The sequence below is a fragment of the Vibrio sp. 10N.222.55.C7 genome (genome assembly GCF_041473335.1).
In the GTDB taxonomy this organism is placed as follows: domain Bacteria; phylum Pseudomonadota; class Gammaproteobacteria; order Enterobacterales; family Vibrionaceae; genus Vibrio; species Vibrio crassostreae_C.
This window is the reverse complement of record NZ_JBFRSC010000049.1, coordinates 23,170-36,934: the sequence shown is the minus strand read 5'-3', so window position 1 is coordinate 36,934 and position 13,765 is coordinate 23,170. Positions and strand designations below refer to the sequence as shown.

Sequence of the window (13,765 nt, the reverse complement as noted above, 5' to 3'; positions counted from 1 at the left end):
TCGTTAAATCTATCTGATTCTACTTTTGTTCCCAATACGGTGGATTACCATAATATTCAGAGAAGTAGTCAATGAAGGCTCTCACCTTTGGTGCAAGTAACCTTGTGCTTGGGTACACAGCCCAAATTGCAGGCTCTGATGTTAATGGGTAATCTTCTAATATTTGAACCAGCTGACCGCTTTTCAGTTGTTCATAGGCACACCAATTCGATGTCACCGTGATCCCCATACCACCTGAGGCTGCGTCACGCAGTGCTTCCCCGTTATCTGCCCTGAACGACCCAGATGCCTTAATCGTCTTAGGCCCGCTTTCAGTATTGAAGGTCCAGTTTTCTAAACCAATTAAGCTAATACATTGATGATCGTTAAGATCTCGAGGTTTGGCTGGCTTACCATATTTGATTAAGTAATCAGGCGATGCACACACAATACGCTTGTCTGTCGCAAGTTTTCGGGCAATCAGTGTCGAGTCTTTCAGCTCCGAGATACGAATCGCGATATCAAAGCCACCCTCAACAACATCCACCATCGAATCTGATAGCCTGAGATCGACTTTTAACCCAGAGTAGCGCTCTAAGAATCCAGGTAAGGCAGGAACAAGATGCAAACGTCCAAAAGACGCAGATGCGGTAACTCGCAACGTTCCGGTTGGAGAATCACAACCCACACCGACCGCCGATTTGGCAGCATCCACGCTCGATAACACTTCTTCAGCATGAGGTAAGAATGCTTCCCCCTCTTCGGTTAAAGAGACCTTACGAGTGGTTCGGTGGACCAAGCGAACGCCTAAATTGTCTTCCAGTTTACTGATGTGCGAGCTTGCAACAGCAGGAGACAAACCAAGCTCTTGCCCAGCCATGCTGATGTTATGTGTGGAAGCTAAACGAACAAACAATTTGAGGTGTTCAATATTCATGAGATTACCAATAAAATCTTAAAAATCGCGTACCAGTAACCCTCATTATGCGTCATTCACATAATAATACAACGTATTAACTCAGTTGAATTGTGAAGAAGTGATTGAGCCAAAACGAAAAAAAACTCCCGAAGGAGTTTTTTTGTCTAAGTCTGCAATTCGCCATTTAGCTAGTCAGCAAAATTACCAACTCACTAGCCAGTTAAACGTGCATGCAGTGCATCTTTCAGTACAGAACGATCATGTTTCAGTTGGTGCATCGAGCCGTCATCAATGGGTGAATCTTTCAGCTCAAGCTTACGAATCTCTTTATCAAGGTTGTCGTACGTCTTCATGTCTGCTGCAAAGCCATCGTCAGTTTTAACAAGCTCAGCAATTTTATCTTTCATTTCAGGAAATTCGTGAACAAGAGAATGATTTTCACCTAGCATAGAAACCTCTTAAGTTGAGTAAAGTGATTGGTATTACGCATTCATTATTAACCTTAGCAAGGGAGTCAAATGACAAATGAGATCCAGTACACAGCGTAGAATATAGACAATTTAGATTCACAAATTTACAACATCCCCCTACAAAATCGAGGGGGTTAAATTGAATTGTCTCAGTAACGATATAGGCTCACGAGAATCATGAATTCTCGTAAGCACTACTTTTATCTTGTTGGATTTGAATCCAGCGAACAGGTCTAAATTTTGAATGAGACCTTTCAGCTATCAGTTATCTACCAGGCAAAAGTTTGAATCACGCTATCCTTCGCCATTGGATTAGATGTGATCGCATGATTCACCTTGGCTAAGAACTGCTCTCTAGAATCAAGTAGGAAGCCTTTCTGAGTCACGATGTTGTTACCGTGGTCACCCCAATAGAAAGTATCGATATTGAGGTTTTCGAGTAAGTATTTTTCCTCTTCTAAGATCTGAAGTTGAGTCGGCATGATGAACGTACCGTCATTAACTTGCTGCTCCAAAATCGTTCCTGGTTGTATTGCTAACGCCATTGGCGCTATCTGCTCAGGCTTCATGATATTCAGTAATCTTGTGGTCTCGACAATATGTTCACGTGATCGATCACGACCGCCAAGGCCGAAGATAAACGAAAGTAAGGTTTCAATGCCGGCTTCTTTGGCTAATTCCATGCCTTCGATCGCTTGTTCTGGTGTCATGCGCTTTTTGATGTTGTCGAGTACAACCGCATCGCCTGACTCCAACCCCGCATAAGCCATAGTGAGACCGGCACTTTTAAGCTCTTTAAGTTCGCTCAAGCTTTTACGACGGAAATCGTTCAAACCACTATAGAGCGATACTTTTCTGCTTTCTGGAAAGGTATGACGAAGCTTATCCAAAATCTTAAGGAGATAATCCGTGCGGGCGGCCATCACGTTGCCATCGATAAGGAAAATTGATTCAACATAAGGATAAATCAGGCGAGCTTTTTCGATATCTTTAAACACATCCTCAATATCACAAACCTTGAATCGTTTATCGCTGAACATATTACAGAACGTGCACGTGTTGATACTGCAACCTAAAGTGGTTTGAATCAGAATGCTCTTCGCCTCTGTCCATGGACGATATACTTTTCCCTCATATTTCATATTGGTTTCTCCGGTCTATAAGCACGAGAGCGTGCTTTAATAAAACAGAGTTTATCAACACCAGTATTCATTGATAATTCGCGATATAGTCGAATCATTTTTTAGATTTTGTATAAAATAAAAGCCTTGTGACAACACAAGGCTTTGTAGGGGTAACTCTCTACCGGAGCAGCTGAAAATGTGTTTCCACAAAAGAAGATTAGCTGCTGCACCCTTGGGTATGAACTCGATTCATGTCGTCACCGACTTGTGCTTCTTGAGACCCCGTCGATTGGCATCCTGCCACGAATAACAGCGTTACAGATAAGATAAGCCATTTCATAATAAATCCTCTTTCGGTCATGACTAAAGCATAGTGCTTAAAAGCGCGGATACCTCAGTCAATAACTAAAACCTTACCTACCGATAAGGCCTTGGTTAATGAACAAAGCATCGCTTCTTTAACTAACGACCTGCTTTTGTACAAAAAACTTTCACTTCAACGAATGAAAATCGTACAAGAGCGAAAATAGGACAGCTATGGAACTAAGAATAAGAACTAGAAGTTAGTCACTCGTCGCCAAACGTACAGCCGCTTCTGCATGAATGGCTGTGGTATCAAACAAGGGAACATCAGTGTGTTGCTGCTGAATCAGGAGGGCGATTTCAGTACAGCCCAGAATAACGGCTTCTGCACCTTGTTGGCCTAGCTTCTCAATGATTTGACGGTATACATCTCGAGATTCTTCTTTTACTTGGCCTCGACACAGCTCTTGATAAATGATGTTGTGGACTTTCTCTCGGTCACTCTCATCAGGAATCACCACATCGATACCGAATTTGTTAGTCAGGCGCCCTTTATAGAAATCTTGTTCCATCGTGAAAGCGGTGCCGAGTAACCCGACTTTCTTTACGCCCTGTTCTAGCAGCTTTTGCGCGGTAGTATCAGCGATATGTAAGATAGGAGCCGTGATCTTCTGTTCGATTTCAGGCACGACTTTATGCATGGTATTGGTACAAATTAAGATGAAGTCTGCGCCACCTTTCTCAACAGATAATGCCGCGTCAGCTAAAATATCGGCAGTCTCAGCCCAACGGCCTTGGTGTTGTAACTTTTCAATCTCATCTAAGTTCACGCTATACATACAAATCTTTGCAGAGTTCAACCCTCCCAGCGTCGCTTTAACACCTTCGTTAATGGATTTGTAATAGCTCATGGTCGATTCCCAACTCATACCACCAAGCAAACCGATCGTTTTCATTTTTTATTCCTTTAATTTCTGACTATCCCGATTAAAGCGTCATGCGTTAAAAATTTATAGTACGATCTTGCTGAAAATGAGACGAAGTCTTCGCTATTTAGCAAAAGGCTCGAATGAACCATCCGAGCCTTTGCTGTTTTGTCCGAATGTTTGTGTGGGTTAATACACCTCACACCAATCGGATTTCATGTCGATTAACGTCCAATCATCTCTGGAGTTCGCTTCGTCGAGTGCTTTATCAAGCTTACCCACATGGGACTCACGATCATACTTCCACTCGCGCTCGGCATCGGTGTGATGAACAATCATCGCCATTGAGTTTGGTTGACTGGTTGCCCACTGCATCATCGCTTGATCGCCGTCTGAGTTACCGACCGCTAGAATAGGTTTTTTGCCGATAATATGCTGAATGTTAGTGACCTTTCCGGCTTTGTCATCGATGGTCAAAATGGACGAATCCTTGGTAACCGTCGGCTTACCATCGTTATAGCTGTAGTTATATTTAAGCGCACTACCAATGATCTGCTCTGGCGGGATGTTATAAGCTTCTGGAGCCCACGCTCGCATAAAGTCAACGCCTCCGCCCGACACAATGTAAGTTTTAAAGTCATGCTCTTGCAGGTAAATCAGCATCTCTTTCATTGGCTGATAAGTAAGGTCTGTGTAGGCTTTATTGAAGCGTTTATCTTTTGCTACCGCCAACCATTGCTCAACGTCTTGCTGGTATTGCTCTACTGTCATACCAGAATGTGTCGCCATGATGATTTTCAATAACCCTTCTTCGCCACTGCCCAGAACACTTTCAATATCATCTTCAAGTACATACTTAAACGGTGCTTCGGTTTTCCATTCAGGGTGTTCAGGCGCCATCTCTTTTACACGGTCTAGTGCAAAGGCTAGTTGGAAGTAATAAGGCTTTTCCGACCAAAGCGTACCGTCGTTATCGAACACGGCAATGCGATCTTCAATTGCCACGAACGTATCAGACTCAGCTTTAGTGGCTTGCCCAACAAAGTCGACGATAGCGGATTTGCTCTCGCTGTCCTTCCAAGAAGGCAGCAAGTTGGGATCACAATCTTTAGCAAAAGATGAGAAAGAGAGACTGGATAAGATCGCGACAGATAAGAGGGTTATTTTCTTCATAGCAACTACCATGTTGTTGAATTAATTGTAGGGTTTAATTCAATTCATCCTAGTTGGTCTACTCTGATTTGCCACTTATGAACACTATAACCAATGCTCATGTTGGTATTAGATTAGTACCACAGCTAAGCTGGCTGAGGGTGCTCTGCGATGTATTTATCGAGAACTTAAAAGGAGACAAACAAAAAAGCAGAACTTCAATTCCTCAAAGTTCTGCTTTATCAATCCATGACTGCTTACACTCTGCGCTTTTTGAAAGCGTGCCAGCCAGCGCTGAGAATTGTTTTTACCACCACGCTTAATGCGCTAAGTTTAGGGTCAGCATTCTTGCCAGAGGCAATGCGCCACATTTGATGTTCATACCAAACCAGCCCGACCATCGCCATCTTGTCTAATGCGGGCTTTCCTGTGGTTGGCACCGTTAGTGGCATGCCGTGGCTAGGGTCTTCAATTAACTTGTTAGGGAAATCAGGATCAACCGCCATTGTGCGTGCAATACCAATAAAATCGGTCGCCGAGGTGTTTAATGCGTCATTCATTGCTTGCGCGGTTCGAAAACCACCCGTGACCACCAGCGGTGTGCTGACGAGTTTTCTCGCCTTCACCATGTAATCCATAAAATACGCTTCACGTTTTACCGTGCTGGCCTTGATTGATTCAGCTTTGCTCTTTGAACCCATCATTGATGGACTTTCATAGGTGCCGCCGGAGATCTCAATCAGGTCGATACCGTTATCACTCAGTGTTTGAACAACCTGCATCGACTCTTCTTCAGTGAAGCCACCTTTCATAAAGTCAGCGCTGTTGAGCTTAATTCCGACAGGGAAATCTTCACCGACCTCTTTTCGAATCGCGCGATAAACCTCAAGCACGAAACGAAGTCTGTTTTCGAGTGAGCCACCCCATTTGTCTTGGCGTTGATTGTGTCTCGAAGACAAAAACTGACTCACGAGATAACCATGAGCACCGTGAATCTGCACGCCAGTAAAGCCTGCTTGTTTTGCAAGCTTTGCACTCAGCGAAAATTTATCAATGATTGCGATTATTTCCGTCTCAGTCAGAGCTCGTGGCGTATTGAAACCTTTTTCTAATCCACGCTCTAAAGAGATAGCCGAAGGCGCAACCGGGCTATCACATAAGAATTTAGGGATTTGCTTTCCTGGGTGGTTCAATTGCATCCATATCTGCGAACCATTTTGTGTTCCAGCCTTCGCCCACTCACGAAATACGCTTAAGTCACTTTGCTCATCCAACACAACGTTTTTAGGTTCACCAAGCGCGCCTCTATCGACCATCACGTTACCCGTCATGGATAGGCCAATTCCTCCTCGAGCCCAACGCTGATAGAGCGTGACTAAACCTTGCTTAGGGTTATGGTGTTTATCACCTAGCTGTTCACTCATTGCCGATTTGAACAGGCGATTTTTGATCACTTGACCATTAGGAAGAGAAAAAGGGTCGTTGAGGCAGATTAGATTCATGCGCGTGGTTACTTTCTTGGGTTTATACATTCAGTCCAGTATGCCCTATTTTATCCGACAGTTCTGAGCATTTAACGCCTATTTCGAAGCAAGTTTCACTCAATAATAAAATGCCAGCGGCATAGCAACTGACATTAATCGATTATAAATAGAATCTCAAAAACTGGGCTGACGCTGCTGAAATATGTCAACCAGAAAGGCTCGAACACCCTTTACGCTCATGGTAATTGTCGTTATTGTGATTCTCTACGCCATCATCACAAGGACTGTCTGAGAGTTATGAACAGCACGATTGAAACTATTCTGGGGCACCGCTCCATTCGTCAATATACAAATCAACCGATTGAAAAAGCACAACTTGATGTGATTATTCAGGCTGGTCTCGCGGCTTCATCATCGAGCTTACTGCAGGCTGTTTCTATCGTGAGAGTGACAGACAAAGAGAAGCGCAAACTGTTAGCTGAATACGCAGGTAACCAAGCTTACGTTGAGAATGCGGCTGAGTTTTTAGTGTTCTGTATCGACTATCAACGCCACGCTCAGATCAACCCTGAAGTGAAAACCGACTTTACTGAACTGACCCTGATTGGCGCTGTCGATTCTGGCATCATGGCGCAAAACTGCATGTTGGCTGCTGAGTCTCTAGGTTTAGGTGGCGTGTACATTGGCGGGCTGCGTAACAGCGCACAACAAGTCGATGAACTGTTAGAACTACCACAACATACCGCCGTGTTGTTTGGGATGTGCTTAGGTCATCCGGCACAGCAACCAGAGGTCAAGCCTCGCCTTCCAGCTCACGTGGTGATGCACGAAAACCAATACCAACCGCTGAGCCTAGATGACATTGCCAGCTACGATGATTCGATGCAAAGCTACTACGCAAGCCGTTCAAGCAACCAAAAACAGAGCAGTTGGTCACAGCAGATCACGCAAAAGCTGTCTGGCGAATCTCGCCCGCATATCCTGCCTTACTTGAACAGCAAGCAGCTGACCAAGCGTTAAGCCGTTAAGCCGTTAAGCCGTTAAGAGCTTGCAACAAACCACAGCAAACAGCAGTACAAACAAAAATGTCAGCGTAATATACGCTGACATTTTTATTTATCCGGAGGCGGCTAGCTTACAGATATTTCTCAATCGGTAACAACTGTAGGAAGCCTGACTGCATTCGTTCCCATTGACCAGTGTCAGGTTCGCTGTCCCAACGTTGATCGCCTGAATACCAATACACATCACCGTCTTCCAATTCCAAGCGCCAGCTATTATCTTCACTCATTGCTTGCTCAATAGTGTCTGCTAACGTTTCAGCAATCTCTTTATTTTCGATGATCAAAACCGATTCAGTATTGAGGTAGGTAGAGCGCAAGTTGAAGTTAAATGAGCCGATGCTCGCGATGCTGCGGTCGAATACGACTGATTTAGCGTGCAAGCCATAGGCTGTCTCAGGCGCACATTTAGACACGTCTTGAGTCGATGCTTCACACAACTTAGATTCTGGTTTTAGCTCAAACAGATCGATGCCATGCTCCAACATATCGTAACGTCTGCCCGCATAAGCAGAATGATTAGTCACCAGATCATTAGAGGCCATAGAGTTAGTTAGCGCTTTTATCTCAACGCCCTTATTGTTCAACACTTGCCACTCTTCAAGCTGACCATCATCGAATACAAGGTAAGCCGATTCCAATAAGATCTCTTGTTTCGATTCACTCGCTAACTTACCTAGAAGAATCGCGGTCGCTTTCGGTTCATCGGTATTGTCTGAATCATCAGGAACAGGCTGATCGTAAACAAAACGCGCATTCACCCATGCCATCTCACCAATCACCTCTTTCAGCAAACTATCAGCAGCCTTACGATCTAGTGGCAATTCCGGGTAATTTTGATAATGCGGAACGACAATATTATCTATCTTCGAGAGATCAGGTTGCTCGTCATCACCCAGCATATCGACAGGGTAAGACCAACGGCTGTTCCAGTATTCAACAAAACTGGTTTGGATGGTGTTAACTACCGAGCCCATGACTAATACATCGCGGTCTCGGAAATTGATTTCATCAGAAAGGTCGAAGTATTCATCACCAATATTACGTCCACCCACCACAGACAAAGTACCATCGACGGTAAACGACTTATTGTGCATACGGCGATTTAAACGAGAAAAGTCGCCGACAAAGCTCAGCCATTTACTGAAACCGCGGCGTGTTGGTGTTGGATTGAAGATACGAATCTCGACGTTCGGGTGTGCACCCAGTGCCGACAGCAACCCTTCACGTTCGTTGAGGTTGATATCATCCAGCATTACGCGAACCTTCACACCGCGCTCGGCCGCTGCTAATAAACGGCTAGCGAGATAGCTGCCCGATTCGTCAGAGTTCCAGATGTAATATTGAATGTCGATGGTGTGCTCGGCACTTTCGACCAGCGCTAATCGCTGTGCCAAGGCATCCCAACCAGACTCTTGCAGACGAACCGCAGTGGTGCCTTGCTCTAAAGCTTCAGGCTGAAATTCATTGGTTAGAACCGATAAAGAACTAGGTGCAGGAGAGGTTGGCGGTTCTGTTGGATGATCGATACCTTCAGGAAGTGAAGAACACCCACCTAAAACGGCGATTAAGATTAACGTTAAACTGATGCGTTGGAGCACAGGCATGTATCTGACTTCCTTTTCACGATGGCGTCTTTAGAAACTTTCCGTACAGCTTTTCAATGAACAAGCTATTCCGATCTATTCATTGATTATTACTGCTAAATCCTGAAATTTATAGGTAATTATCCAGTATAAATTTGAAGATCAGTAAATTGACCTACAAATCACCTAAGTTGAGTGAGTGTCAGGCAATATAAACTTAGCGGGTTTTCTACCATTTCGATGGTGAGTCTGTTCGGTCTGGGTGATGCTTCACCATTGTTTGGAGATCTAGTTTCACCGCTTGATTTCACACTAACAGGCGTGTCGACTTACTTATATGAGATCGTGCAAACGCATTACTTACGTAAGCGCTAAAGCTGTTGTTCATCTAAGGGACATGTAAGGATCAACACCGAAAACATTGTTCACACTACATAACCTTTATCGTCCCTACACAAGCCTTCCCTATAGTAGTACCCTTTATTGTCTCTCATTCTTGATGGTAACTGGATATTATGAAGCTTTTGGTCGATCGCACTGGTGAACAGTTTTTAGATATTCTGCAAGAATCGGGAGATACATTGACGGTTCAATTCATTACCAATGAAGGCAATCGAAAGGGTAAGCCGTTCCAAGATCACTTGAGTGGATTGTTCCTCACAGGTTGGAAGCCGCGCACTACTTCAACCGCCATCGGATTAGAGCGCTTTAAGCAAGGCAAACTTGAAGATCCCAAAGTGAGTTTCGCATTGCACCAACTCTATCCACTGGGTCGAGACGTAAAGTTACCTTCTGGTGATATCGCAACTATCGCGAGTTACGCCAATACCCATGCCGATGGCTACTATATGTTTGTGCGCCTCAACGATGAGTTAACCCGACTCAAGATTACACCCGATTGGGAACTGCAACCTTCCGCTCAAAGATTGGCTCTGCCTTATTACCCAGCCCCAAGAACTAAAGAAGAGCTCGACAACATTGACGATTTTGATGCATGGGCGGGCGGCTTCTAAACACTCCTAACCTACGCCGAGTAGCACATAATACCCAAGCTATTATCAATTATCTTTTGACAATAATTCAAATGTAGCACTGTTTATCGTTTCAAATATTCCCACTATTATTTATCCATCGACACAGACTGCAGCTCAATGAACAAAGAGTGGCACTGTAAACACAGACAAATCACCATTTCGGTGAAAAATAATATAGGTACCAACATGACTCAACTAACTATCGTCGCAAACATCGTCGCTAACGAAGGCAAAATTGAATTGGTTAAAGCAGAGCTGCTAAAGCTGATTGATATTACTCGCGCTGAAGAAGGCTGCATCAACTACGACCTTCACCAAGACAATGAAAACCCAGCACATTTCACTTTCTACGAAAACTGGACGTCGCGTGAACTTTGGCAAACACACATGGGTAATACCCACCTTGCTGAATACATGGCAGCAACCGAAGGTAGTGTTACGTCATTTACACTTAACGAGATGACTAAGATCGCTTAAGTACAGTTTCAGTAGTCTGTTACTAGAAAGCACACTGACAAGCTATCGAGTTCGATTTGAAAGCCCCGCTGCACGTCAGCGGGGCTTTTTTCATTTATGCGGATATCGTCAACTGCCTTAGTTAGAGCTTCAAACGGGGCTGAATAAAATCAATAAACGCCGAGATACGTTTAGAGACCGATGACGACTTGTAGTAAACCGCATTCACTCGCTCTCGGTCTGTGTTGGCAAGTTTGTCTTGTTCCAGAATAGGGATTAGGCGACCCGCAGCCATATCTTCCTGCACCATAAACCCCGATAAACAAGCAATCCCATTTCCAGCTAAGACTAGTTGACGCACGGTTTCACCATTACTGGCTGTCACAGTAGGCGCGACATCACTTTGGTTTGGTAAAGGCCAATGGTTAAGCACTTTGTTACCCGCAAACCCCACAATTTGATGCGAACTCAAATCTTCAGGTTTGGTGGGCACCCCACGCTTAGCGAGATAATCAGGTGACGCAACAATATGGAGTAAACTTTTTCCTAACGGGCGAGCGTGCAGTGTTGAATCGGACAACTTACCGATTCGAATCGCAACATCAGTTCTCTTTTCGAGAAGATCAACGAAGCCTTCGTTGGAAGTGAGTTCCAACTCAATGTCTGGGTAAGCCTCTTTGAATGACTGCACCAACGGCACTAGTTGGTGAAATACGAATGGACTGGCGGCATCGACTCTTAAACGACCTTTTGGCAACTCTCCGCGCGACACGATTTCTTCTTCCGCGCTCTGAATCATCTGTAATCCCACCCTGACTGAATCGACAAACTGCCGTCCTTCCTCCGTCAATTCCACGCGTCTCGTTGTTCGGTTGAATATTGAGACGCCGAGTTGCGACTCAACCTTACTCACCGAACGAGACACCTTGGCGACCTGCACATCCAGCGCCTCTGCCGCCGCAGAAAAACCACCAGCATCGACAACGGTGAGTACCATTTCTAAATCATCTGAACGGGTTAACATAAGGCTCCTTCGCTATCTTCATTTTGTTTAATGTCATCTCGCTTGTGCTCATCACAGCTCAAATCATCTGTGTCTTTTCGATCTCATCAGCTTAATCCAATGATCGGTTAACCCTCCAATTATTGCAAATAACACAAAGGTTATTTGTTAATAGCGCCATTTATCACAAATATATATTGCTAGATAATCCTCGCCACCAAACGAAGCGCTCCTATTGCAGTAACAAGCTGCCCCATTTTATCGCGCTCGGTATTTAACAAAGAACAGTAAGAGAGATGATTATGCCACTAGCATTACTTGCATTGACGCTCAGCGCCTTTGCCATCGGAACCACAGAATTTGTCATCGTAGGCTTGATTCCTACCATGGCGAGCGACTTGAATGTATCTCTGCCATCGGCAGGCCTATTAGTCAGTTTATACGCGCTTGGCGTTGCTATTGGCGCACCAGTATTAACGGCATTAACCGGCAAATGGAATCGTAAAGCGGTGCTGCTAACCGTGATGGCATTGTTTGTCATTGGTAACTTATTGGCGTGGCAAGCTCCGGGTTATAACACGCTGATCGCCGCACGAATTTTGACTGGCCTTGCCCATGGCGTGTTCTTCTCGATTGGATCGACCATCGCGACAGGTTTGGTTTCAAAAGATAAAGCAGCCAGTGCCATTGCGATCATGTTTACAGGTTTAACGGTTGCATTGGTAACCGGCGTACCACTGGGCACTTATATCGGGCAAACCTTTGGCTGGCAAGCGACCTTCTTGATCGTGGCTCTGCTTGGTCTTATTGCTCTTATCGGTAGCGCTATCTTGGTTCCAAGCAACCTTAAGCAACCACCAGCGGCGAAGATTTCGGCACAACTAAAGGTTCTAACTCAACCACGCTTACTGTTGGTTTACGCTATCACAGCACTAGGTTATGGCGGCACATTCACAGCGTTTACCTTCCTTGCTCCAATACTGGAAAACGTATCAGGGTTTGATTCGAGCTCAATCAGCTTAATCATGTTGGTTTACGGTGTGTCAGTAGCGGTAGGTAACATCTGGGGCGGCAAAATGGCCGACAAGATGGGCCCGATTAAAGCACTGACCGTTATCTTCTCTGGTTTAGCCGCGGTACTGGTGGTATTCAACTTTACCGCTGTAAACCCTTACGCAGCCGTTGCGACTATTTTGGTTTGGGGTGCATTTGCATTCGGGAACGTTCCGGGGCTACAAGTGTATGTTGTGAAACTGGCTGAGAAATACACACCTGACGCCGTCGATGTCGCTTCTGGGTTGAACATTGCAGCCTTCAACGTCGGTATTGCATTGGGATCTTGGGGTGGTGGTTTGATTGTCGCGAAATCTGGATTAATGAACACCCCTTGGGTAGGTGCTGTGATCGTTTTGATCGCTCTTGTTCTGACTCGATTCAGTGGTGCGTTAGATAAGAAGCAAGCACAACAAGCTGTTCCATCTAGCATCTAGCATCTAGCATCTAGCAAGAATAGAAAAAACAAAGCCCGAACCTAGGTTCGGGCTTTATCAATTCAATCTGATTATTACTCGTTATCGATCGCTTTCAGCACTTTATATGGATTACCGACTGCAACCACATTGGCTGGGATGTCTTTGGTTACGACACTGCCCGCGCCAATCACGCTGTTTTCGCCAATGGTGACACCGGGGCAGATAATTACACCACCGCCAAGCCAAACATTGTTGCCAACATTAATCGGTGTGCCAAACTCAACGCCTTCTTCTACACGGCCTTTCACATCGAGTGGGTGACCTGCAGTCAGGATTTGAACGTTCGGACCAAGCAGCACATTGTCGCCAATAGTCACTTCAGCCACATCCAAAATCACGCAGTTAAAGTTAGCGTAGAAGTTCTTGCCTAGCTTGATGTTCGAGCCGTAGTCACAACGAAATGGAGGTTCTAAATGCGCATTTTCACAGCCCGGAATCAGCTCTTGCGTTGCTGCTTCCCATTCGGGTGTGTCAGGAATACTGTTATTGAGTTTTTGAAGCACCTTGCGACATTCGATACGAGCTGCATAAAGCTCTTTATCCCAAGCCTGATAAGGTTCACCTGCTAGCATTTTTTGTTTTTCTGTTTTCACGTTACTTACCTGTTCTCACATCAATTAGCTATTTTCATATTACTTATCTAGCTTCACATTACTTAACTAATGGTGGTCAATTCATCGACCAAAAACGCAATATCGCACATCTAAATAACAGTGAATAAGGAGTGTTTGAGCTT

Annotated in this window: 14 protein-coding genes; 4 read left to right on the top strand and 10 right to left on the bottom strand. The window is 44.8% G+C overall.

What is annotated here, in order from left to right; genetic code table 11:
- Nucleotides 1-19: 19 nt before the first annotated feature.
- From AB4482_RS16900 to AB4482_RS16870, 7 genes are all read right to left on the bottom strand, one after another.
- Complete coding sequence (locus tag AB4482_RS16900; RefSeq protein ID WP_102320698.1) at nt 20-916, bottom strand: LysR family transcriptional regulator; 897 nt, start codon at nt 914-916, stop codon at nt 20-22.
- 194 nt (nt 917-1,110) lie between these two features.
- On the bottom strand, nt 1,111-1,347 hold the full coding sequence (locus tag AB4482_RS16895; protein ID WP_017067743.1) for a YdcH family protein: 237 nt from the start codon (nt 1,345-1,347) through the stop codon (nt 1,111-1,113).
- 290 nt (nt 1,348-1,637) lie between these two features.
- Nucleotides 1,638-2,510, bottom strand: coding sequence for a radical SAM protein (locus AB4482_RS16890; protein ID WP_372181266.1), 873 nt, complete (start codon nt 2,508-2,510; stop codon nt 1,638-1,640).
- Nucleotides 2,511-2,709: 199 nt separating this feature from the next.
- Entirely contained in the window at nt 2,710-2,832 is a 123-nt protein-coding gene (locus tag AB4482_RS16885; protein ID WP_258182976.1) for a hypothetical protein, read from the bottom strand.
- Nucleotides 2,833-3,055: 223 nt separating this feature from the next.
- The gene (locus tag AB4482_RS16880; RefSeq protein WP_372174900.1) at nt 3,056-3,751 is read right to left on the bottom strand and encodes an aspartate/glutamate racemase family protein; all 696 of its coding nucleotides are present in this window, start codon (nt 3,749-3,751) and stop codon (nt 3,056-3,058) included.
- Nucleotides 3,752-3,910: 159 nt separating this feature from the next.
- Entirely contained in the window at nt 3,911-4,894 is a 984-nt protein-coding gene (locus AB4482_RS16875) for an HAD family hydrolase (RefSeq protein ID WP_372181264.1), read from the bottom strand.
- A 236-nt stretch (nt 4,895-5,130) separates the two neighbouring features.
- On the bottom strand, nt 5,131-6,375 hold the full coding sequence (locus AB4482_RS16870; protein WP_372181262.1) for an NADH:flavin oxidoreductase/NADH oxidase family protein: 1,245 nt from the start codon (nt 6,373-6,375) through the stop codon (nt 5,131-5,133).
- 279 nt (nt 6,376-6,654) lie between these two features.
- Here AB4482_RS16870 and nfsA point away from each other — a divergent pair, with 279 nt between their 5' ends.
- Nucleotides 6,655-7,377, top strand: a complete 723-nt coding sequence (nfsA, locus tag AB4482_RS16865) for an oxygen-insensitive NADPH nitroreductase (protein ID WP_086968828.1) — start codon at nt 6,655-6,657, stop codon at nt 7,375-7,377.
- 115 nt (nt 7,378-7,492) lie between these two features.
- Here nfsA and AB4482_RS16860 read toward each other — a convergent pair whose 3' ends face one another.
- Entirely contained in the window at nt 7,493-9,025 is a 1,533-nt protein-coding gene (locus AB4482_RS16860; RefSeq protein ID WP_372181260.1) for a phospholipase D family protein, read from the bottom strand.
- Between the two features lie 494 nt (nt 9,026-9,519).
- On the opposite strand from AB4482_RS16860, the gene AB4482_RS16855 reads away from it, so the two are divergent.
- Together AB4482_RS16855 and AB4482_RS16850 are read left to right on the top strand one after the other, a co-directional pair.
- Nucleotides 9,520-10,017: a hypothetical protein gene (locus AB4482_RS16855; RefSeq protein WP_372181259.1), complete on the top strand. Its 498-nt coding sequence runs from the start codon at nt 9,520-9,522 to the stop codon at nt 10,015-10,017.
- A gap of 207 nt (nt 10,018-10,224) precedes the next feature.
- Nucleotides 10,225-10,515 carry a putative quinol monooxygenase gene (locus AB4482_RS16850; protein WP_104216430.1) on the top strand — a complete coding sequence of 97 codons (291 nt, stop codon included), beginning with the start codon at nt 10,225-10,227 and terminating at the stop codon, nt 10,513-10,515.
- Nucleotides 10,516-10,636: 121 nt separating this feature from the next.
- Here AB4482_RS16850 and AB4482_RS16845 read toward each other — a convergent pair whose 3' ends face one another.
- On the bottom strand, nt 10,637-11,518 hold the full coding sequence (locus AB4482_RS16845) for a LysR substrate-binding domain-containing protein (RefSeq protein WP_372181257.1): 882 nt from the start codon (nt 11,516-11,518) through the stop codon (nt 10,637-10,639).
- A gap of 281 nt (nt 11,519-11,799) precedes the next feature.
- On the opposite strand from AB4482_RS16845, the gene AB4482_RS16840 reads away from it, so the two are divergent.
- Nucleotides 11,800-12,987: an MFS transporter gene (locus AB4482_RS16840; protein WP_017062388.1), complete on the top strand. Its 1,188-nt coding sequence runs from the start codon at nt 11,800-11,802 to the stop codon at nt 12,985-12,987.
- A 74-nt stretch (nt 12,988-13,061) separates the two neighbouring features.
- Here AB4482_RS16840 and AB4482_RS16835 read toward each other — a convergent pair whose 3' ends face one another.
- Nucleotides 13,062-13,622 (bottom strand): sugar O-acetyltransferase, encoded by a 561-nt coding sequence (locus AB4482_RS16835; protein ID WP_372181255.1) that lies wholly within the window; start codon nt 13,620-13,622, stop codon nt 13,062-13,064.
- Nucleotides 13,623-13,765: the final 143 nt, after the last annotated feature.